This is a genomic window from Actinoplanes subglobosus (assembly GCF_042650585.1).
Lineage (GTDB): Bacteria > Actinomycetota > Actinomycetes > Mycobacteriales > Micromonosporaceae > Actinoplanes > Actinoplanes subglobosus.
On record NZ_JBHSBL010000019.1, the window covers coordinates 354,463 to 377,290 of the forward strand.

The window sequence follows — 22,828 nt, forward strand, 5'->3', positions numbered from 1 at the left end:
CCGGTCACATGAGACACCGAAAGAGCGCGTTACGGATTTGTTACCAGCAGGTAAGGTCGCCGCCGCCCAGCTCGCGTTAAGGGATCTTTACAGATCGATATCTGACGATTGAAGATGACAGGCGATCTTCCTCGTCGATGGAGGCCCCATGCGCCGTACGCTGCTCGCCGCCCTGTCATCGCTTGCCCTTGTCGGCGGATCGGTGGTGGTGAGCCGGCCGGCCGTGGCCGCCCCGGCGCCGAGGTTCAGCAGCTCGTTCGAGACCGGGGATCCGCCGCCCACCTGGCAGAACACCGCCGAACGCACATCCGGAGTGGACGGCCGGCTCCAGGTGGGGATCCCGGGCTCGGTCAACGACCGGGTCGCCGCGGTCACCGCCTCCGGCGAGAACACCGCCGGCGGCGAGGTCAAGGAGAACCTGCTGGACGCCGACCCGGACACCAAGTGGCTGGTCTTCGCCGGCACCGGCTGGGTGTCCTACCGGTTGACCGCCCCGGTACGGGTCACCCGCTACGCCCTGACCACCGCCAACGACGTGCCCGCCCGCGACCCGCGCGACTGGCGCCTCGAGGCCTCGGCCGACGGCGGCACCTGGACCACCGTCGACACCCGGACCGGGCAGACCCTCGGCGAACGCGGCACCACGACCACCTTCGACGTCGCGACGCCCGGCGACTACGGCTTCTACCGGCTGACCGTGACCGCGAACGGTGGCGCGACCATCGTGCAACTCGCCGACCTGCAACTGTCCGACGGTGACGAGACGCCGCCACCGCCCGCGCCGGCCCGCAGCGCGATCGGCACCGGGCCGTCGAACGCGCCGGCCGCCAAGGCGCGCGCCGGGTACTCCGGCCTGGCATCGCTGGAGTTCGCCGGACGTCACGCCACCGACGGGCGCGGGTACACGTACCACCGGATCTATGACGTTGATCTTGAAATCGGTCCGGACACCGAACTCAGCTATCTGGTGTTCCCCGAGTTCAGCCGGGGTGACCTGAGCTATCCGGCGACCTATACCGCGGTGGATCTGGCGTTCACCGACGGGACGTTCCTGAGCGCGCTGAAGGCCCGGGACCAGCACGGCACCGTGGTCAGCCCGCAGGCGCAGGGCGCGGCGAAGAAGCTGTCCGCGAACCAGTGGAACAAGATCACATCGCGGATCGGCGGGGTCGCCCGCGGCAAGACCGTCGACCGGATCCTGGTCGCCTACGACAAGCCGTCCGGGCCGCAGAGCGCCTGGCGGGCCTGGTTCGACGACGTCACCCTGAGCGACGTCAAAGATCAAAAGCCGATCGAGAGCCTTGCGGGGTACGTGGAGACGCGCCGCGGAACGCAGTCGAGCGGAGGCTTCTCCCGTGGCAACAACATCCCCGCCGCCGCGGTGCCGCACGGCTTCAACTTCTGGACCCCGGTGACCAACGCGTCCACTCTGAGCTGGCTGTACGAATACCACAAGGGCAACAACGCGGCCAACCTGCCGCAGCTGCAGGCGCTGTCGGTCAGTCACGAGCCGAGCCCGTGGATGGCGGACCGGCAGACCTTCCAGTTCATGCCGCAGGACGGCACCGGCGTGCCGAACGCCGACCGGACCGCCCGGGCACTGTCGTTCCACCACGAGAACGAGACCGCCCGGGCGCACTACTACGGAGTCACGTTCGACAGCGGACTGACCGCGGAGATGGCGCCCGCCGACCACGCCGCCCTGCTGCGGTTCACCTTCACCGGCGACGGCGGCAACATCATCTTCGACAACGTCAACGACAGCGCCGGCCTCACCGTCGACGCCGCGACCGGCACGATCACCGGATGGACCGACGTGCGCAGCGGCCTGTCCAACGGCGCGTCCCGGATGTTCCTCTACGCCACCGTCGACGCCCCGGTGCTCGGCGGCGGGATGCTGCCGAGCGGCAACCGGCCGTCCACCGGATACGTCACCGTCGGCGCGAAGACGGTGAACCTGCGGGTGGCCACCTCGCTGCTCGGCGTCGACCAGGCCCGGCACAACCTGGAACTGGAGATCGCCGCCGCGGACACCCTGGAGACGGTCCGCGATCGCGCCGAAGCCGCCTGGAACGCCAAGCTGCGGACCGTCGAGGTCGACGGTGCCGGCCGGGACCAGTTGGTCACCCTCTACTCCAGCCTGTACCGGATGTTCCTCTACCCGAACTCGGCACACGAGAACACCGGCACGAACGCGGCCCCGGTGTGGCGGCACGCGGTCCAGTCGTCGACGACCTCGCCGCCGAGCACGCCCACCGGGACCGGGGCCCCGATCAAGGACGGGAAGGTGTACGTCAACAACGGCTTCTGGGACACCTACCGCACCACCTGGCCGGCGTACTCGCTGCTCACGCCGTCGCTGGCCGGGGAGATGGTGGACGGGTTCGTGCAGCAGTACCGCGACGGCGGCTGGATCTCCCGCTGGTCGTCGCCGGGATACGCGAACCTGATGGTCGGCACGAGTTCGGATGTGGCGTTCGCGGACGCGTACCTCAAAGGCGTGAAAGGTTTTGATCTCGAAGACGCCTATGCGGCCGCGGTCAAGAACGCCTCGGTCGCGCCGCCGAACGACAACGTCGGCCGCAAGGGCCTGACCACCTCGATCTTCAAGGGGTACACGCCGGCCGACCTCACCGGCGAGGCCATGTCCTGGGCGATGGACGGGTACATCAACGACTACGGCATCGCGAACATGGCCCAAGCTCTCGGCCGCACCGAGGAGGCCGCCTACTACCGCCGGCGGGCGCTGAACTACGTCAACCAGTTCGACCCGGCGGTCGGCTTCTTCCAGGGCAAGAGCTCGGCCGGCCAGTGGCGGTGGGGGCCCGCGCAGTACGACCCGGAGGTGTGGGGCTACGACTACACCGAGACCAATGGCTGGAACATGGCGTTCCACGTGCCGCAGGACGGGCAGGGGCTGGCCAACCTGTACGGCGGGCGGGACGCGCTGGCCGACAAACTGGACACGTTCTTCTCGACGCCGGAGACCGGGCTCAAGTTCGGGTCGTACGGCGGTGTCATCCACGAGATGACCGAGGCCCGGGACGTACGGATGGGACAGTACGGCCACAGCAACCAGCCGTCGCACCACATCCCGTGGATGTACGCGTTCACCGGGCAGCCGTCCAGGACCCAGGCGCTGACCCGGGAGATCGTCGACCGGCTCTACCTGGGCAGCGAGATCGGCCAGGGCTACCCGGGCGACGAGGACAACGGTGAGATGTCCGCCTGGTACGTGTTCGCCGCGCTGGGCTTCTACCCGCTGCAGATGGGCAGCCCCAACTACGTGATCGGCTCGCCCCTGTTCACCAAGGCCACCATCAACCTGGAGAACGGCCGCAAGATCGTCATCCGGGCGCACGGCAACTCGTCGCGCAACGTCTACGTCCAGTCCCTGAAGATCAACGGCAAGGCGTGGAACTCCACGAACCTGCCGCACTCGGTCCTCGCCGGCGGCGCCACCCTCGACTTCACCATGGGCCCGAAGCCGTCGAAGTGGGCCACCGGGACGAAGGCGGTGCCGCCGTCGCTGACCTCCGGCTCCGAGCCGGCCCACCCGCAGAAGGACGTGACCGGCACGGTCACCACGGCCGCCTTGGCCGACGACTCCTCGGCGACCGAGGCGACCGTCACGACCCAGGAGTGGACCCTGCCCGAGGCCGCCGAGGCCGGCCAGTACACCGTCACGTCCGCGGCGGCGGCCGGCGGCGACCCGGCCGGCTGGCGGCTGCTCGGCTCGGCCGACGGCGCCACCTGGACCGAACTCGACACCCGGTCCGGGCAGGCCTTCCCGTGGCGGCGGCAGACCCGCCCGTTCACGGTGGCGTCGCCCGGCGCGTACACCCACTACCGCCTGGAGTTCACCGACCCGGCCACCGTGGCCGAGCTGGAACTGCTGGCGTAGCCGTTCGTCAAACCTGTCCGGTGTCCGGCTGGCCGGACACCGGACAGGTTTCAGCCCTGACCGCGTCGGCGCTCGGCGATCTCCGCCGCGAAGATGTGCTGCCTGATCGACTGCGCCAGGGCCTCCTCTGCCTGGAACCTCATCACCACGTTGTATCCCGGCATGTCCCAGGCGTCCCGGACGGCGTGCACCACACCGTCGATCTCGACCTGACCGCCGTGCAGCGACACCGCGGCCTGGATCCGGTCGTTGACCGCGGCCTGCACCGCGTGCTCCGTCCAGCAGCGCAGCCCGCCCTCGCTGATGTCCAGCAGCCGGGCGCCGAGCGGATCCTGCTCCTCGGCCAGCAGGTGCAGGGCGCCGCCGCCCCCGCCGCGGACGAACTGGCGGCGGTTGCTGGACACCGGAGCACCTAGGGCCTTGAGCAGCCACCGGGACGAGGCGTCGTCACCGGTGGACACCAGCTGACAGGGCACGACGGCCCGCGCCCGCGACTGGGCCCAGAACAGCTCGAGCTTCTGACCGGGCTGAAGGGTGATCCGGTCGGTGGTCTCCAACGGCGCCGCGACCGTGATCTGCGTTCCGTCGACCTCCTCCAGCCGGGAACGGTAGCTCGACTCCGCATCGGCGGCGAGAAACACCGGCGTACCGACCGGCGGAAGCTCGACCATGGGGATGCCTTTCCGGGGATGTTGCGGCAGCGGCCCGCCGAGTGCACGGTCGCCGCCACGTCTGTGGGTGACCAACCCTTTCGACAGGTAGGCGGCGATCTGAAGGAGAAGACCCGACGAGGTCTCCGACGCCTACCCGGTCCACTCGTCGGCGAGCAGGGCGTAGCCGGCGCCGTCGAGCCACTGGCCGGACCGGTGCAGGGAGTCCCGCACGGTGTACAGCTCACGGCGCATCCCGACCCGCTCCATGAGCCGCCACGACGCCTCGTTGTCGGCGAAGCAGACGGCCGTCACCCGGCGCAGTCCGAGATCCTTGAAACAGAGCCGGAGCACCTCCCGGACGGCCTCGGTGGCGTAGCCGTGACCGGCGTACTCCGGGTCCAGCACCCAGCCCAGCTCCGCCTGCACGCCACGGGCACGGCCGGCGATCTCGTCCTGGGCCCAGGCATCCTCGATCTTCACCATCAGGTCGCCGACGATCGTGCCGCCGCGCTCGATCACGAGGGTCCTGGCCAGTGTGTCCGGCGCCTGGAACCAGGCCCGGTGCGCGTCCGGTGCGGTGTGGGCGCGGGTGAGCCAGCGGCACACGTCCGCACGCTGCCGGAACCGCCAGGTGGCGTCGGCGTCGTCAGCGGTCGCCGGCCGCAACGTCAGACGGTCGGTGTGCACCGGCCACGGCAGTGCGGCGAGTGCCGTGCTCGTGGTCATGCGCCCGCCCTCGTCGAAACGTGCCTGTTCGAACAGGCATGCACATCCAACCAGACGGGGACGGGGACGTCCGCCCCGGTCGGGCAACGATGCCTGTCCGACGCTGTCCAATCCGCCCCGGCCAGGTCACCACGGCCTGAGAGCATCCGGCCATGACCTCGATGTGTCCCCGATGGATCCGCGGCGCGGCCCTGGTGTGCGCGCTGGCCGTGGTGCCGGTCGGGTGCGGCGGCACCCGTGACGCGGCGTCCCCGAACGGCGGCCCATCGGCGACCAGCGCGCCGGCCGTGGCCACCCCGACAGCACCGGCGACGACGTCGTCGTCTCCGGCCCCGGCCCGCACGACGGTGTCACCCACCGCACCGCCGCCCTGCCGGCAGAGCAGAGGCTGGAGCCAGGAGCAGACCGCCGACTGGCTGAGCGACATCGTCGACGTCTCCACCACCGCGGTGGAGATCTCGCCGAGCACCCCGGAGCTCTGCGACCCCGTCACGATGCAGGTCGAGTTCTTCAAGGTGACGTTCACACCGGCCGGGGCCGACTACGAGTTCGACATCAAGTCCGTCAAACGCACCCGGGTCACCGTCGAGGGCCGCCGGTTCGCCACGGTCGAAGCTCCGGAGGATCTCACGGTGGGCCGATGCGCGACCGTGCTGGCCACCGCCTATGTCGGGGCACCGCTGCGGCCCAGCGAACTCCCGTCCTACATCGACGACATCGCCGGGCTGTCACCGAAGGTCTACTTCGACTCCGAGCGTCTGGTCGGCCACGACCTGGCCGGTCTGGGTTCCGCACTGAACCTGGCCTGCTGAGCCGACCGGCGACCGCGCCGCGATGTGGTCGCCGGACCGGGAGACCCCCGGTCCGGCGGCACGGTCAGGAGGCGTAGGTCTGGAACTCGGCGACCTTCGGCGTACCCGTGGAGCTGGTGATCTTGAAGGTCAGTTTGGTGGTGGAGACCGCCGGGAAGGTGATGGTGCCACCGCCGGTGCCGGACGCCAGAACCGCGCCGGTGGCGCCGTTCAGCAGCTGGTAGGAGCCGATCGCCGATCCGGAGGCCTCGACGACGACGGCCCGGGAGACCGTGGTGGCCGCCGGCCACTTGATCGAGACGTCACCGGTGGCGCCGTTCGGGGACCAGAAGGTGGCCGCCTTGCCGTCCTTGACGTTGCCGTAGCTGGTGCCGCTCGCCTTGCTGGACCCGTCGGCCCCGGCGCCGATGCTGAGGTTCGTCCCGGAAGGCGAGGCAGTCGCAGTCGGCGAGGGCGTCGCGGTCGCCGAAGCAGTCGCCGACGGAGAAGCGGTGGCGGTGGCGGTGGCAGTGGCGGTGGCAGTGGCGGTCGGGGCGGCGGTGGCGCTGCACTTGCCGTCGGAGACCTTCAGCCCGGTCCCGGCGCCCGCGGTCGCGGCGACGATCGACGGTACGCACGACGTGCTGTCGGGCGTGAACGCGTACGGGATGCTCACGGTGGTGGTGGAGGTGACGTCCGGTCCGGCCGGATTGTTCTCGGTGCCCACCGCCGACCAGGTCACGTTGTCGAAGATGTTGTTCGACACCTGCCAGTATCCGGCCGCGTCGGTGTAGAAGGTGCCCAGCACGTCCTTCGAGTCCTCGAAGTAGTTGCTGTCCACGCGCGCCTTGGCCCCGGCCCGCGAGTTGATCCCCGACTCGTTGAGGCTGAAGTAGTGGTTGTTGTACATGTGGGCCACACCGCCGCGCAGCAACGGCGCCCGCGAGTCGAGGTTCTCGTACTTGTTGTGGTGGAAGGTGATGTTGGTGTTGCCGGTGTCGGTCTCACTGGAGCCGATCAGGCCACCCCGGCCGGAGTTGCGCAGGATGCTGTACGACAGCGTCACGTATTCGGTGTCGTCCTTCATGTCGAACAGCCCGTCGTAGCCGGCCGACTCACCGCCGGAGGCGACCAGCGTCGAGTGGTCGACCCACACGTTGCGGACCGTGCTCTCCATGCTGATCGCGTCACCGCCGTTGGACAGCGGCGACCCGGACTTCTTGACGTTCTGCACCGTCACGTTCCGGATGATGATGTTGCTGGAGTCCCGGATGTGGATGCCCAGCTGGTCGAACGTGGCCCCGGCCCCGACACCGACGATGGTGACGTTGCTGATCTCCTTGAGCTCGATCCTGTCGGCGGCGGTGTTGCAGCTGTCACCGGACACCTTGGTGGTGTTGCCGTGGTTGATCGTGCCTTCCACCTCGATGATGATCGGGGTGTCGACGGCGGCGCGATTGCACAGCGCCTCGTGGATCTGCGTGCCGGTGGTCGCCTTGACCGTGGTGCCACCCGAACCGCCGGTGGTGCCGCCGTTCTGGCCGGCGAACCCGTCGGCGGCGAGCACGGCATCGGCGTTCGCCTGGAGCAACGGCACACCGAACGTGATGGCACCCGCGACACCGGCGACGCCGAGCACGGCGGAGAGTCGCAGCGCGACTGACCTCTTCATCTTCTGACTCACCTGTTCCCGCGCACCGGGATGCGCGTGTGGGGATGGCCGGCGGCCGGTTGGGGGACGGCCGCCGGGTTTCCGGTCGATCATCAGGTAGTGGCGGCCCGGCAGCCTTAGGTTGCCCGCGTCCAGAAAAGTTTCTGAGCCCACCCGTTCCGGGCCGCGCCACATCGACTCCGGCCGGAAACCGAGATCCGCGCCGAGCCGGTCCTCAGGTGAGCGGGTCGTGGACCTGCCGCCGGACGAGGACTGGGCTGCCGAGCTGCTGGTGGTCGCTGTTGCCCCAGCACCACAGGCTCTGATCGGCCCGGATGGCACAGGTGTGGTAGCCGCCGGCAGTCACCGAGACCCAGGTCCCGGCCGCGGTGGCCGCTACAGGTTCGGTCCGGTTCGCCGTGGCGCCGTCGCCGAGCCGGCCGCTACCGCCGGCGCCCCAGCACCAGAGGCTGCCGCCGGTTCGGACACCGCAGATGTGTTCGTAGCCGATGGACACGGTGAGCCAGTCCCGTGCGGAGCCGATACGCGCGGGAGTCTCGGTGCTCACCGGTTGCGAACCGTCGGCGGGCCGGCCGTGGGCGTTCTCACCCCAGCACCAGAGCCCCTTGTCGGTGGCGATCGCGCATGAGGTGCGCGACCCGGCCCGGACCAGGGCGACCGCGGGGGTGCCTTCGCCGCCGGAAAGGCTGACCGGTGACGCCGGTGTCGTGGTGCCGAGCTGACCGTAGGAGTTCGAGCCCCAACACCACAGCTGGCGATCGGTGGTGCGGGCGCACGTGTGATCCGCCCCGGTGGACACCTCCGCCCAGGTCCTGCCGAGGTCAGGGCGTGCTCGAACGGGCTTGTCGGTGTCGACCTCGGTCGTGCCGAGTGAGTTGTCGCCGTTCATGCCCCAGCACCAGAGGGTGCCGTCGTCCCGTCTCGCGCAGGCATGGTCCGCGCCGACACTGATACTCGACCAGGTGGCGAGATCGCCGATCCGTTGGGGTTCGAAGGTCCACAGCCTGCCTCCGAGACGCTCTCCCCAGCACCACAGAGTCCCGTCCGCACGGATGCCGCAGGTGTCGCGGCCGCCCACGTCGAACGCTTTCCAGGTCCCGCCACCGGCGACCCGGACCGGTCCGGTGCGGGTCACCCCGGGACCGTCGCCGAGCTCGCCGTCGGTGTCGTCACCCCAGCACCACAAGGTCTTGTCGGTACGCAGCGCGCAGGTGTGCCTCTCACTCGCGGCAACCGAGGACCATCGTGTGCCGGCACCGACACGCAGCGGGGTGAGGCTTTCGGTGGACTCCGGGCTCGTGCCCGCGCCGACCTGCCCGCTGCTGTTGAAGCCCCAGCACCAGAGGCTGCCCGCGGTGGTGATGGCGCAGGTGTGGTCGCCTCCGGCGGAGATCCGCTTCCAGACCAGATCGGTGTTGACCGGGACCGGCGCGCTCGCGGAGGACCGGGTGCCGTCACCGAGCTCGCCGTAGTAGTTACCGCCCCAGCACCAGGTCGCGCCGGCAGCGGAGAGCACACAGTCATGGCCGTCGCCGCTCGTGACGGACGACCACGACGTCGCCGTGCCGATGCGGAAGGGCACCGGCACCACGGAGCCGCCCGGATACTCGCCCCAGCACCACACTGCCCCCGCGGTGTCCACGGCACACACGTGCGAGAACGATCCGCTGATCGAGCGCCACGAGGCCGTACCGACTCGTGCCGGTGTCGGCCGGTTGCCGTTCTCCGTCACCTTTCCCCAACACCAGAGTGCTCCAGCGGTACGCAGACCGCAGGTGACCGCCCCCACCGCGACGTTGGTCCAATCGGTACCGGTACCGATCCTCGTCGGGGTCGAACGGCTGTCTGTCGTGCCGTCACCGAGTTCGCCGTCGAAGTTGCCGCCCCAGCACCACAGACTGCCGTCGGCGCGGATCGCGCAGGTGTGGACGCCGCCGGTGTGCACCGAGGCCCACGTGCCCTCCGTGCCCACTCGGGCCGGCGTGGTGCGCCCGCTGCCGTCCGTGCCGATCCCCAGCTGGCCGTAGGAGTTGGCGCCCCAGCACCACAGCGTGCCGTCCGTACGGATCCCGCAGGTGTGGTTGTAACCCGGCACCACCGACTTCCAGGAGCCGCCACCGGCGACCCGGGTCGGCGTGGTGCGGCGCTGCGTCGTGCCGTCGCCGACGGTACCGTCGGCATTGTCTCCCCAGCACCAGGCCGAACGGTCGTCACGGATCGCACAGGTGTGGTCATCCCCCGCGGCGACGTCTGACCAGGTCGCCGCCGGGACAGCGCGCACCGGAGTCGCGACCGTCGCGACGAACAACGACATCAGCACCGTCAGGACGGCGGCTCGTGACAGACCATCCCTGGACACCCTCATGACGCTACGGCGCTGCGGGCGATCGCACCGACGCTTTCGGCGGGCCCGCGAACGGATCAGGCGGGCGATAGCCCGAATCCGCCTTGGCACCGGTCTGCGGCGCCCTACCGTCGGAGGAATGCCGAGTTCCTTTGCCGTGTCCCTCGCGATGTCCGCGGCCATGGTCACCGTCGATCCACCCGACCTCGGGCACCTCGAAGCCGCGCTGCTCACCGTGGCGGAGATGCCGGCGGGTTTCGAACTGTCCGCGGGGACCGACCCGAATGTGGTGGAAGAGCGATACGGCTATACCGACTATTGCGGGTTCCGGCGCCTCAACCCCAACGACCAGACCCTTTCCGGGTACGCGCTCCACCGATCGTTCGTCCGGGACGGACGGTCCGTGTCCATGACGATCGGCGAGCCGGGAGCCACGTGGGCCAACGCGACAGTTCAGGACCTCATGGAGCAGCCGACGATGTGCCCCGAATACAGCGACGCCATGCAGGAGACCGACTACCGCGTCACTCGCGTGCCGCTACCCGGCGCCGGTACGAACGCGGCCGCCATCGCGGAATCCTGGAGTGTCGTCATGTCGGAGGGCGGTCTCAATGGGGCCCGGGAATTGACGGCCGCGGTGGCCCGTGGTGACGTGGTCGCGACTTTCACCACTGAGCGCCCGCGCGACGAGCCGAACTACGTGACCGACGCCGAGTTCGCGGCGATCGTCGCCGCCGGTGCGCGCAAGCTCGACAGAGCGACGACTCCCGGAACCGAGCCGGGCGGTCCCACCTGATCAGCCGGAATTACTTTCTCCCGCACCTGCTCATCGGCGAGGACGTCACGCGGGGTTTGCGGGAGACGCGGCGGGTGGCCCGCGAGGTGATCGTGGTGACCAGCCGTTTTGCCGCGCATTGATAGGTTCCGAGGCGTGGAAGCCGATGAGGTACGGGTTGATCCGTTGATTCTGGAGACGGCCGCGCGGGTGTGCGGTGGACTGCGGGACCGGGTCGGGCAGGGCGCCCGCGACGTCGGCCCGGCCACCGAGACGGCGATGTCCGGGTTGCCCGGCTGGGAGACCAGGGCGGCGCTGGAGTCGCTCCTGGACGCCTGGACCGGCGACGCCACCCGGTTCGGCAGGTACCTGGAGGCGCTCGGGGACGCGTTGGCCGGATGCGCCCGCGACTACCGGTACACCGATCACGCGAACGCCGACCTGTTCGACATCCGGGGCCGGTGACATGGTCTCCTACCCGGACCTGCAGGACGCCCGACCACAGGGGCTCGCGGCCGCCGCCGATGCCTGGCAGCAACTCACCGACCGGTACACCCGGCTCGAACAGGACACCGGCACCGGGCTGACCGGCCCGCTACGGGCCTCCGGCTGGGCCGGGGCCGCGGCCACGGCCGCCCACGACCGGCTCGGCGACCTCGACGACGAGTTCGAGGTCGCCGCGATGCGGGCCCGCACCGCGGCGAGCGTGCTGCGCCGGGCCGTCGACGACTTCACCGACCTGCAGCGGCGTCTGCGCGGAGCCGTGGACGGCGCCGTCGCCGCCGGGCTGACCGTCGACGACGACGGCCGGGTCACTCCCCCGGCGATGAGCCTGCTCGCCGCCGATGATCCGGATCTCGAGCAGGTACACCGCCGGCATGTGCGGAACGCCGGCATCTACACCGATCTGCTCACCCGGATCGTGGCCGAGGCCACCGCCGCCGACCAGCGTGTCGCCCGTGCTCTCACCGCGCTCCGCGACGTCTCCCGGGGACAGAACGCCTGGGAGTACCACCAGGCCGGCCAGGCCGCGCGGGCCGCCGCCGCCGTCCTCGGCCTGACCCCGGACCGCATCCCCGCCGCCGGCACCGACCCGGCCGCGGTCAGAGTCTGGTGGGCTGGCCTGTCCGCCGACGACCGGCAGCTCTACCTGACCGGATGGCCGGACCGGATCGGCACCCTGGACGGGCTACCCGCCGCCGACCGCGACGCCGCCAACCAGCTGGCGCTGCGCAACTACATCGGCGACAACGTCAACCACCGCCAAGATCACGGCAACACCCAGCACGACCGGGCCGTCAACCTGCTGAACCGGCTCGAAGACGCCGAGACCGGGTCCACCCCTCTGCTGCTGCTCACTTTCGACCCCACCGGCGACGGCAGAGCCGCCGTAGCGGTCGGCGACCCCGACACCGCCGCGCACACCGCGCTGCTGGTGCCCGGCGTCGGCACCGAACTCGACGGCATCCGCGGCCAGATCAGCCGGGCCGAATCCCTGCAGAACACCGCGGCCGGTTTCACCGCACCCGGCGAACAGGTGTCGGTGATCGCCTGGCTCGGCTACGATCCGCCACGTATCGACACCGACATCGTCACCGCCCCGTTCGGCGACAAGAGCCGCGACGGCGCGGCCGCGTTGGACGCGTTCGTCGACGGCCTGCACACCACCCACACCAGCGGCGACGTGCACATCACCGCGATCGGGCACAGCTACGGCAGCACCGTGCTCGGCGAGGCCGGCAGCACCGGTGACGGCCTGGCCGTGTCCGACATGGTCGCGGTCGGCAGCCCGGGCATGCGCGTCGACAACGCGAGCGAGCTCAGCACCGGCACCACCCACACGTGGGTCAGCGCCGCCGGCGACGACAACTTCGTCGCCCGCCCCGAACACAGCACCGGCTGGATGATCGGCGTACCGATCATCGGAACCTGGCTGTACGGAGCCGCCCAGGACGTCCACGGCCCGCCACCGCACGACCCCGCCTTCGGCGCCAACCTGCTGCACGCCGACACCTCGGGGCACAGTGGCTACTGGGACAACTCCGGCGGGCAGCCCAGCCGGATCCTGTCCGCCCAGGCCGCGATCATCGCCGGCGACTACGACTCCGCCCGCGCCTTCGGAAAGGCCCCCTGACGTGAACCGCCGACGCCACGCCGGCATCCTGCTGACCGTCACGACGATCGTCGCCACCGCCGCATGCACCGACCGCACCCCGGAGAACACCCCCGTCAGCAGCCGACCAGCGAGGGAGAAGCCCGTGCAGACCCGCACGGTGGCCGACGCCACCACCCAGGCCGACAACAGCGTCAACCAGGTGGCCGCGGCGCTCGGCAACCGCCTCGACGGCTGGAAGACCACCACCGTGCCGTGCTCCGGCACCACCGGCACGGACCGCCCCGACCGGGCCTGGCAGCTCCAAGGAGCCGCGAACATCGCCGTCGACGCCGGCGACCAGCTCAGCGCCCTGCAGAGGCTGACTCACGACTGGCAGCAGCGGGGCTGGCAGATCACCGATCAGCAGACCTTCGCCGACGACACCCGCGGCACCGTGTCCGCACTCGACCCGGCCACCGGCACCTCCGTCACCGTGACCACCACCAAGGACCTCGGCCGGGTCGCCGTCGTGCTGGCCAGCACCTGCTACCTACCCGCCCCCGGCGAGGACCCCGCCAACCGCTGATCATGGTGTACCGGCCCGGCGGGTAGTAGGAGGACGGTATCGGTGCGTGGGACGTGCTGGATCCGGGAGTGCCGCTACCAGCGCGGTTCGACGGGCCCGGTGCTGGCGTAGACGCGGTTGCGGCCGGCCGTCTTGGCCCGTCGCAGGGCCTTCTCGGCGTGGTCGAGCAGGTCACCGGAGGAGACGCCGTCCTCGTGCAGACCGGCGAGACCGATCGACACGGTGACGCGGACCTCCTCCTGGTCGCCGACGGCGAACTTCTCCGTCTCGATCACCTCCCGGACGCGGATCGCGGCGCCTCTGAGGTTGCCGCCGCTGTAGCCGGGCAGGACGGCGCCGAACATGTTGGCGCCCATCCGTCCGAGGATCGCGGCGTTCCCGGAGAGCCGGACCAGCCGTTGCGCCAGTTCGGCGAGCACCTCGTGGCCGCCGGGTTGTCCGTGGATCTGCTCGATGAGCTTGAACTGGTCGACGTCGATCAGCAGGAATCCCACCTCCTGCCGGTATCGGTGTCCTCGTTCGACTTCCAGGTCGAGGTGGGACAACAGGACGCCGCGGGCGTTGAGGCCGGTCAGATCGTCGACGATCGCGAGACGCTGCTGGATGCCGAGAACCATCCACATCCTGGTGATCACCAGGGCGAACAGACTGACACCGCAGAGCAGGACGATCGGTGCGCCCGCGTTCTCCTGGGTGATGTACCGCGCGTAGAGCAGCACCATGGGCAGCAGCGCGGCGAACGTCAGCAGGAGCACCCGGCCGCCGGTGACGTTGGGCAGCGCCACCTTGGCCCGCTGGTCCAGCGTCCGCATACTCGGATGCAGTGCGGCCGCGCCGAGCAGCACGTACTCGGTGAGCCACAGCACGTCCGGTGCTCCGCCGTCCTGGTAGGTGTCGTTCGCGGTCTGCAGCCCGTACAGCATGTCGGCGGCGAGCATGGCCAGGAGGCTGGCCATCAGCAGGCGGAACGCCGTCGAGCGGGAGCCCGCGCCGACGGCGAGCCGGATGGCGGTGGCGAGCACGATCAGGTCCATGACCGGGTAGGCGATGGAGACCAGGATGCTCGCCAGTGACTCGGACGCGTCGTAGTCGGTGGCGAGCGGGCCGATCAGGTAGACCCACCAGAGCAGGCCGAGACCGAGCGCCAGGATCGCCGCGTCGAGCAGGGTCGCCATGTCCCAGGACGGGGTTCGCCGGCGGACCAGCAGGACCAGCGCGGCACCCACGAGTGGGTATTGCAGCAGGTAGAAGAGGTCGGCCACGGACGGGAAGGCGTCACTGTCGAAGATCGCGTGGGCGACGTAGTAGGCGACGTCGCCGAGGGTGTAGGAGAACTGTCCCGCGGCGAGCACCAGCCACGGCAGCCGACGTGACCGGCGCACACGCTGTGCTCCCGCGATGACCGCCCAGGTGGTGGCGGCGCTGATCCCCATGTAGTAGAAGTTCTGGCCGTCTCCGCCGAGGCCGATGTAGGGCAGGAGGAGAAAACCGAGGATCGCGATGAAGCCCGACGTCGCGAACCAGACGGACGCTGAGGCCGACGGGCCCGTGCGGTTGAAGGAACCTGCCATACCGGTGGAATTCACGGGCATCACTTTGGACCGGAAGGTTCCAACGATACAGAGCCGTCCGTGCAAGTTGATCTACCGCAACAGCGCATAGATCCATACGTATGCCTATAACAATGTAATTGACTCTATGCTACCCTTCCAACACTTAACGTTATTAAGAGTTTCCTAAGGTAGACCCTCCAGCCAGGAGCGGATCGCGTCGGCGGTGGCCCCGGCATCGGTCGTCAGCATCGAGTAGTGGTCGCCCGCCACGTCGACCACGTCATGCGGCCACGGCCAGCACGGCTCCCAGCGCCCGGCCGGATCGATCTCGCGCATCTCCCTCGTCGGGGCCGCCCGCACCAGCAGGGTCGGCAGACGGGACGGTTCCGGCTCCCAGCCCTCGAACAGGCGCACGTAGGCGCCTCCGGCGATCATCACCGCGTCCGAGAAGACACCGTCGAACATCTCCGCCGGCCGATTCCGGTCGGCGTCGACCAGCGCGAGCGCCCGCGGATCCTCACGACCGGCGCTGCTGTGATGGGCGTCGGCCAGGATCACCGCCCGCGGCGGGCTGCCCACAGCGGTCAGGTGCGTGGCGACGGCATGCGCCACGCCCCCGCCGGTGCTGTGCCCGATCAGCACGAACGGCCGGTCACCGGCCAGCTCACGAACCGTCGCGGCATGCAGCCCGACCAGCGTCGGCACGCTGTCCGGGACCGGTCCGGGCCGCGTCCCGAAGCCCGGGTGGGCGAGCATGAACAGGTCGTGGTGGCCGTCCAGCGCCTGACCCAGACCGGTCGGCGCCGGATCGTGCAACGCCAGATAGCCGGGCAAAAAAATCAAGACCGGTTCCCGGTACGGGTGACCCGTCGCCAGCCGCAACGGGGCGGGCGTGTGCGCGGCCCGGTGGCCGGCGTCGAACGTGGGAATTCCGTACGAGGCCAGGTAACGCAACGTCATCGCCGCGGACGGGCCCTGCTCGCGGATCACCCGATGGTAGATCGCGGTGAACCGCTCGCCGGTGGTCTGCCCGGGCGGTGCCGTCGGCGGCTCGCCGGCGGCAGGCCGGTCCGTGACGGGGTCGCCCATGACGGTCCGGACGTGTTCGGTGAGCTCCGCCAGCGTCGGATGGTCGAAGGCGATCGTGGCGCTCAGGCGGACACCGGCGGCGACGCTGAGCCGGTCACGGAGCTGGATGGCCGCGAGTGAGTCCAGTCCGACGTCCTTGAAGTGACGGCCGGACCCGAACGCGGTGGCGTCCGGGAATCCGAGCAGGTCGGCGACCACCGCCCCGACCAGTTCCCGGAGGGCGCCGCCGCGTTCGCCGGCCGGCAGACCGGCCAGGGTGTCCCGCCAGGTGATCGGCTTCGCGGCCGTGGTGGGACCGGCCGCGGGAGCCAGGCCGGTGAGGATCGCGGGCGCTCCGGTGCCCGGGACGTCGATCGCGATCGGCACCAGCAACGAGTCGGTGCTGCGCAGCGACCGGTCGAGCAGAGCCATCCCCTGCTCGGCGCTGATCGCCCGGATGCCACCCCCGGTCAGCGCGCGGCGCGCCGGGCCGGGCGACGGACGGCCGGCCATGCCGTGGCCGTCGCCGTCCCACAATCCCCAGGCCAGGGACTGGGCCGGCAGGCCGCGGGCGTTGCGGTGGGCGGCCAGGGCGTCGACGAACGCGTTCGCGGCGGCGTAGTTGGCCTGTCCCGGCCGGCCGATCACCCCGGAAGCCGAGGAGTAGAGGACGAAGGCGGCCAGGCTCCGGTGTTCGGTGGCCTCGTGCAGGTTCCAGGCCGCGTCCGACTTGGGTCCGAGCACGGCGCCGATCCGTGCCGGGGTCATCGCGGTGAGGACGCCGTCGTCGAGGAGCCCGGCGAGGTGGAACACCGCGGTCAGAGCCGGTCCGCAGGAGTCGACGAGGGCGGCGACGGCGGCACGGTCACCGACATCGCAGGCGGTGACGGTGACCTGTGCGTCGAGGTCGGCGACCCAGGCGGGCACGGCTCCGGTCCGGTTGGCGAGCACCAGATTCCGTACTCCATGGCCGGTGACCAGGTGGCGGGCCAGGATCGTGCCCAGAGCGCCGGTCCCGCCGGTGATCAGGACGGTCCCGGCCGGGTCCAGTGCCGGCGGGACGGTGTCGGCGACGCCGGCGGGAGCCAGGCGGGGCGCGTGGACGATTCCGGCCCGGATGGCCACCCGCGGCTCGGCCAGGGCGGCCGCCCGGTGCAGGACCGCGGTGGAAGCGGGTTCGCCGCAGAGGTCGACGACGGTGAGACGGCCGGGATGTTCGGCCTGGGCACTGCCGAGCATCCCCCAGACCGCTGCGGCGGCCGGGTCGGGGTCCTCGCCGGTGGCCCGCTCGGTGACCACGACGAGACGGCCGGGGCGATCGGCGGCGAGCCACCCGGTGACCCGGGCCAGGGTCCTTTCGAGCAGCACCCGGGCTCGGGCCGGCGGATCGGCGGCCACCTCTCCGGCGTCGGCGTACCAGATCTCGTAGGGTTTGCCGTCCACCTCAGTGGGTGCGGGCGGCCAGGTGAGGCGGTGCAGTGCTCGCTGAACGATCGGGTCCTGGCCTGCGATGCGGCGCGTCACCAGGGCGTCGATCGTGACGATCGGCCGGCCGAGCTGATCGGTCATGGTGACCCGGGTGGTGTCCGGAGTGACCGGGGACAGCACGACCCGTGCGGTGGCCGCTCCGGCGGTGTGCAGTTCCACGCCTTCGAGAGCGAACGGGATCCGGGGCCGGTCGGGGGGTTCGGCCAGCAGGCTGGCGTGCAGGGCGGCGTCGAGCAGGGCGGGGTGCACTCCGAAACGGGTGGCGTCGGTGGCCGCCGCCGGCGGCAGAGCGACTTCCGCGTACACCTCGGTGGGTCCTCGCCACACCGCGGTGACCGCGCGGAACGCCGGACCGTAATGGAATCCCGCGCCCACCAGGCGGCTGTAGTCGACGGTGACCGGCCGGGCGCCGGGCGGCGGCCAGGTCCCCGGCACCGCGGGCATCCTGCCGGTCGGGGCGGTGACGGTGGCGGTGGCGTGGCTGATCCAGCGGTCCGCCGACCCGGTGGGCCGTGACCAGATGGTCAGCTCGCGGTCGCCGGCGGTGTCCGGGGCGTCCAGGACGACCTGGACGTCGGCCGGGCCGGTCAGCGTCAGAGGCGTGCCCAGGGACAGCTCGGCGAGCCGGACGGCCGTCCCCGCGGCGGCAGGGGCCACGGACTGGAAGGCGAGTTCGGCCAGGGCGGCGGCCGGGACCATCGGGTCCGCGCCGATCACATGGTCGGCCAGCCAGGGCTGGCGGGCCGTCGACAGGACTCCCGAACTACGGGTTCGGCTGCCGTCGGCATCCGGCAGCGGGCCACCGAGCAGCGGTGGCCGCTCGGCGCCGTTGAGCCAGTGACGCTGCCGCTGGAACGGGTAGGTGGGCAGGTCACAGCGCCGGGCGCCGCTGGCGGCGTAGACGGCGGGCCAGTCCACCGGCACACCGTGCACGTGCAGGGTGGCCAGATTGTCGAGGAAACCGGCGAGCGCTCCGGCACCGGGAACGAAGGCGTCGGCGGAGACGCACCGTTCGGCCAGCACGGACAGCACGGCGGCCGGGCCGATTTCGACGAAGGCGGACACGGGTACGGCGGCGAGGTCGGCCATCGCGGCGGAGAAATGGACCGTCTCCCGCACGTGCCGCACCCAGTGGTCGGCGGTCGCCAGGTCGGCCGAACCCGTCAGCGCGCTCGTCACCGGCACCGACGGCTGACGGTAGGTGACCGACTCCGCGACGATGCGGAACTCGTCGAGCATCGGATCGAGCAGCGGTGAGTGGAACGCGTGGCTCACGTGCAGCCGGTCGTATCGGGCGTCCAGCCGCTCGGCCAGCGCCGTCACCGCCTCCTCCGGCCCGGCGACCACCACCGTGTCCGGGCCGTTGACCGCGGCGATCGCCACCAGGTCACCGGCGTCGGGGAGGAGTTTCGCCACGTCGGCCTCGGTGCCGCGCACCGCGATCATCGTGCCGCCGGCCGGCAGCGCCGCCATCAGCCGGCCCCGGGCGGCGACCAGGCGGACCGCGTCGGCGAGCGACAGCACCCCGGCGACGTACGCGGCGGTCAGTTCCCCGATCGAGTGTCCGGCCAGCCGGTGCGGGTGGACGCCGCAGGCCCGGTAGAGCGCGTGCAGTGCCACCTCGAAGGTGAACAGGGCGGGCTGGGCGTAGTCGGTGCGGTGGAGCAGGCCGGCGTCCGTACCGTCGACCACCTCACGCAGCGGTCGCGGAAGGTAGGGCGTGAACGCCGTACCGACCAGGTCGTAGGTCTCGGCGAAAGCCGGGAAGGCGGCGGCCAGCTCGCGGCCCATGCCGAGCCGTTGCGCGCCCTGACCGGTGAACAGGAAGGCCAGACACGGTTCCGGACGGGTCGGGATCCTGGTCACGGCCGGGTGCGGGATGCCGTCGGCCAGGGCACGCAGTCCCTCGCGGTCACCGGCACGCACGGCGGCCCGGTGACGCAGCGGCGCACGGCCGGTCGCGAGGGAGAACGCCACATCCAGCGACGTCCGGCCCGTCTCCCCCGCCGCGGGCACCGCGGCAAGGTGGGCGGCCCGGGCCCGCAGTCCCGCCTCGTCGGCGGCGCCCAGCAGCCACGGCACGGCGGGCCACCCGGGCGACGGCCGGCCGGGGTCCGACTCCTCGATCGCCGGCTCTTCGATGATCACGTGGGCGTTGGTGCCGCCCAGCCCGAACGCGGACACCGCCGCACGGCGCGGACGCGGACCCGCCGGCCACGGACGGGCCGTATCGAGCAGCCGCACCGCTCCGGCGGACCAGTCGACGTGCGGGGACGGGTCGTCGGCGTACAACGATCGGGGCATCACACCGTGCCGCATCGCCTCGATCACCTTGATCACCCCGGCGATGCCGGCGGCGGACTGGGTGTGCCCGATGTTCGACTTCACCGAGCCGAGCCAGACCGGTTCCGGCCGGCCCTGGCCGTAGGTGTCGACGAGCGCGTTCGCCTCGATCGGGTCGCCGAGACGGGTACCCGTGCCGTGGCCCTCGACCAGGTCGACGTCGGGCGGTCCCAGACCGGCGTCGGCCAGGGCGAGACGGATCAGGTCACGCTGGGCCTCGCCGCTGGGGGCGGTGAGCCCGTTGGAGGCGCCGTCGGCGTTGACCGCCGAACCGCGCAGGACCGCGAGTACCGGGTGCCCGTTGCGGCGGGCGTCGTCCAGGCGTTCGAGCAGGACCACGCCGGCGCCCTCACCCCAGGCGGTGCCGTCGGCGCCGGCCGAGAACGGCCGGCACCGGCCGTCCGGGGCCAGGCCACGCTGGCGGCTGAACATGATGAACGACTGCGGCGACGCCATCACCGTCACGCCCCCGGCCAGTGCCAGACCGCACTCGCCGGCACGCAGCGATTTCGCGGCCAGGTCCATCGCGACCAGCGACGACGAGCAGGCGGTGTCGATGGTCAGACTGGGCCCGCGCAGACCGAGGGTGTACGCGATGCGCCCGGAGGCCAGGCTGCCGGTCGAACCGATGGCGAGGTGTGACTCGAGTTCGTGGGCTTCCCGGCGCGGACCGTAGTCGCTGGGCATCAGCCCGACGAAGACGCCGGTGTCGGAGTCCCGCAGGCTGGGCGCGGGGATTCCGGCGCGTTCGAAGGCCTCCCACGCGACTTCGAGCAGGAGCCGCTGCTGAGGATCGGTGGCCAGGGCCTCGCGAGGCGAGATCCCGAAGAAGGCCGGGTCGAAATCGGCGACGTCGTACAGGAAGGCGCCACGCCGGGTGACGGTGGTGCCGAGCCGGTCCGGGTCCGGGTCGTACAGGCCGTCGACGTCCCAGCCCCGGTCGGTGGGGAACTCGCCGGTGGCGTCGACCTCGCCGTCGATCAGCCGCCACAGGTCCTCGGGGCTGCGCACGCCGCCGGGATAGCGGCAGGCGACCGCCACGATCGCGACCGGCTCGGTCCGCGGCCGCGACGTCCGGCCGGTGGCGGTGGCGGCGCCGGCGAGCCGCGCGTCCAGCCAGGTGATCAGTGCGGCCGGGCTGGGGTGGTCCCACAACAGGGTGGCGGGCAGTCGCAGCCCGGTGCGCCGGCTCAGCCGGTTCCAGATGGTCATCGCGCCCATCGAGGTCAGCCCCAGGTCGGCGAACGCGACGTCCAGGTCGGTCACCGGGCCACAGAGCGCGGCCACCTCGGCCCGGACCAGCGCGGCCGAGGAGGTGCCGGTGAACCGGTCGGTGGGATCGGCTGCCAACGCCGACCGCAGCAGGTGGCGACGGGGCTTTCCGGACGGCGTACGCGGAATGATCGGGGTGAGGACGATCTCCTCGGGGATCTTGTACGCCGACAGCCGTCGCGCCAGTTCCCGCAGCATGCCGGTGGGATCGGCCGACTCGTCGGCCGGGACGACGAAGGCGACCGGGACCTCGCCGAGCAGCGGATGGGCGCGCGCCACCACTGCGGTGTCGCGCACACCGGGCAGGGCGAGCAGAGCGAGTTCCACCTCGGCGGGGTCCACGTTGACGCCGCCACGGTTGATCACGTCGCTGACCCGGCCGACCACGCTGAGATTGCCGTCGGCGTCGAACCGGCCGAGATCACCGGTGCGGTACCAGCCGTCGGTCAGGGCGTCGGTGCGCCGGTGGTAGCCGAGCATCAGGTTGGGGCCGCGCACGCTGATCTCGCCGTCGATCAGCCGGACCTCGACGCCGGGGGCCGGCGGGCCGCTGCTGCCGGGAGTGCGGGGCCCGCCGGGTGGCTCGACGGCGATCATCCCGCACGTCTCGGTACTGCCGTAGCAGTCGAGCAACGGGGCGCCGAGCAGCTTCTCGACATCCGATCGCAACGCCGGATCGCTGGTCGCTCCCGCGGTCAGGCACAGCCGCAACGACGAGCCGTCCATCGGCCCCGCGTCGAGCAGCTGGCGGTAGATGACCGGCACGCCGGCGAGAACCGTCGGCTCCTCCTCGGCCAGCAGGCGGGCCAGTGTGGCCGGGCCGGGTTGCGCGGTGACCCGGGCGCTGGCCCCGGCGACCGTGACACCCAGGACGCAGAGGGAATGGGCGAAGCTGTGGGCCAACGGCAGCGGCCAGAGCAGACGGTCGGTGGCGGTCAGGCCGAACACCGGGCCGTAGCAGGTGACCGCGGACCACAGGGCGGCCCGCTGGGTGGAGACGACACCCTTGACCGAGCCGGTGGTGCCGGAGGTGTAGAGCATGAACGCCGGCTCGTCCAGGCCGAGATCGTCGAGGGCCGCCGTCTCCCCCAGCGGGATGTCGCCGGTGACGAGCACCCGGACTCCGCCGGCCACCCGGCGGGCCTGGTCGGCGTGCCGGGTGTCGGTGACCAGCACGGCCGGTTCGCAGTCGGCCAGCAGGGCGGTCAGCTCGGCGTCGGTGGCGTGTGGGCTCAGCGGTACCCCGATCGCTGCCGCCCGCACGGTGGCCAGCAGAACCTCCACCAGATCGACGCTGTTGCCGAGCACGAACGCCACCCGGTCGCCGCGGCCGGCACCGAGCCCCGACGCCAGCCGCGCCGTCCGGTCGGCCAGTTCTGCCCAGGTGACCCGCCGGTGGTCGTCAGCGAACGCGAGCCGGTCGCCGTACCGCAGGGCATTGTCCTTCAGGAAGTGCGGTAGCGGCCGGATCATGTCGTGCTGGCCCATCCGGAGGCTCCACCCATCTCGATCACCATCCATTGTGGTCGCCATGGTGACATACGCCGCGTAATGCCAT

Annotated in this window: 12 protein-coding genes; 6 read left to right on the plus strand and 6 right to left on the minus strand. The window is 71.2% G+C overall.

Going from position 1 to position 22,828, the window contains the following annotated elements; translation table 11 throughout:
• Positions 1–148 precede the first annotated feature (148 nt).
• On the plus strand, positions 149–3,904 hold the full coding sequence (locus ACFO0C_RS27140; RefSeq protein ID WP_378069515.1) for a GH92 family glycosyl hydrolase: 3,756 nt from the start codon (positions 149–151) through the stop codon (positions 3,902–3,904).
• 50 nt (positions 3,905–3,954) lie between these two features.
• Here the strand turns inward: ACFO0C_RS27140 and ACFO0C_RS27145 are convergent, their stop codons facing one another.
• Positions 3,955–4,575, minus strand: a complete 621-nt coding sequence (locus ACFO0C_RS27145) for a PilZ domain-containing protein (protein WP_378069516.1) — start codon at positions 4,573–4,575, stop codon at positions 3,955–3,957.
• Between the two features lie 132 nt (positions 4,576–4,707).
• Positions 4,708–5,283, minus strand: a complete 576-nt coding sequence (locus ACFO0C_RS27150; RefSeq protein ID WP_378069517.1) for a GNAT family N-acetyltransferase — start codon at positions 5,281–5,283, stop codon at positions 4,708–4,710.
• Between the two features lie 152 nt (positions 5,284–5,435).
• Between ACFO0C_RS27150 and ACFO0C_RS27155 the strand changes: the two genes are divergently transcribed.
• Positions 5,436–6,095: a hypothetical protein gene (locus tag ACFO0C_RS27155; RefSeq protein WP_378069518.1), complete on the plus strand. Its 660-nt coding sequence runs from the start codon at positions 5,436–5,438 to the stop codon at positions 6,093–6,095.
• 64 nt (positions 6,096–6,159) lie between these two features.
• Here the strand turns inward: ACFO0C_RS27155 and ACFO0C_RS27160 are convergent, their stop codons facing one another.
• On the minus strand, positions 6,160–7,746 hold the full coding sequence (locus ACFO0C_RS27160; protein WP_378069519.1) for a pectate lyase family protein: 1,587 nt from the start codon (positions 7,744–7,746) through the stop codon (positions 6,160–6,162).
• Between the two features lie 214 nt (positions 7,747–7,960).
• On the minus strand, positions 7,961–10,105 hold the full coding sequence (locus ACFO0C_RS27165) for an RCC1 domain-containing protein (protein ID WP_378069520.1): 2,145 nt from the start codon (positions 10,103–10,105) through the stop codon (positions 7,961–7,963).
• Between the two features lie 124 nt (positions 10,106–10,229).
• On the opposite strand from ACFO0C_RS27165, the gene ACFO0C_RS27170 reads away from it, so the two are divergent.
• The 4 genes from ACFO0C_RS27170 to ACFO0C_RS27185 all read left to right on the plus strand — a co-directional run bounded on the left by ACFO0C_RS27170 (position 10,230) and on the right by ACFO0C_RS27185 (position 13,546).
• The gene (locus ACFO0C_RS27170) at positions 10,230–10,886 is read left to right on the plus strand and encodes a hypothetical protein (protein ID WP_378069521.1); all 657 of its coding nucleotides are present in this window, start codon (positions 10,230–10,232) and stop codon (positions 10,884–10,886) included.
• A gap of 135 nt (positions 10,887–11,021) precedes the next feature.
• A complete protein-coding gene (locus ACFO0C_RS27175) occupies positions 11,022–11,330 on the plus strand; it encodes a WXG100 family type VII secretion target (protein ID WP_378069522.1) in 309 nt (102 codons plus the stop codon).
• Position 11,331: 1 nt separating this feature from the next.
• Positions 11,332–12,999: an alpha/beta hydrolase gene (locus tag ACFO0C_RS27180; protein ID WP_378069523.1), complete on the plus strand. Its 1,668-nt coding sequence runs from the start codon at positions 11,332–11,334 to the stop codon at positions 12,997–12,999.
• A gap of 1 nt (position 13,000) precedes the next feature.
• Entirely contained in the window at positions 13,001–13,546 is a 546-nt protein-coding gene (locus tag ACFO0C_RS27185; RefSeq protein ID WP_378069524.1) for a hypothetical protein, read from the plus strand.
• Positions 13,547–13,620: 74 nt separating this feature from the next.
• On the opposite strand, the gene ACFO0C_RS27190 is transcribed toward ACFO0C_RS27185, so the two are convergent.
• Both ACFO0C_RS27190 and ACFO0C_RS27195 read right to left on the minus strand, forming a co-directional pair.
• Positions 13,621–15,132, minus strand: coding sequence for a GGDEF domain-containing protein (locus ACFO0C_RS27190; protein ID WP_378069525.1), 1,512 nt, complete (start codon positions 15,130–15,132; stop codon positions 13,621–13,623).
• A gap of 150 nt (positions 15,133–15,282) precedes the next feature.
• Positions 15,283–22,758, minus strand: coding sequence for an alpha/beta fold hydrolase (locus ACFO0C_RS27195; protein ID WP_378069526.1), 7,476 nt, complete (start codon positions 22,756–22,758; stop codon positions 15,283–15,285).
• Between the last annotated feature and the right edge of the window lie 70 nt (positions 22,759–22,828).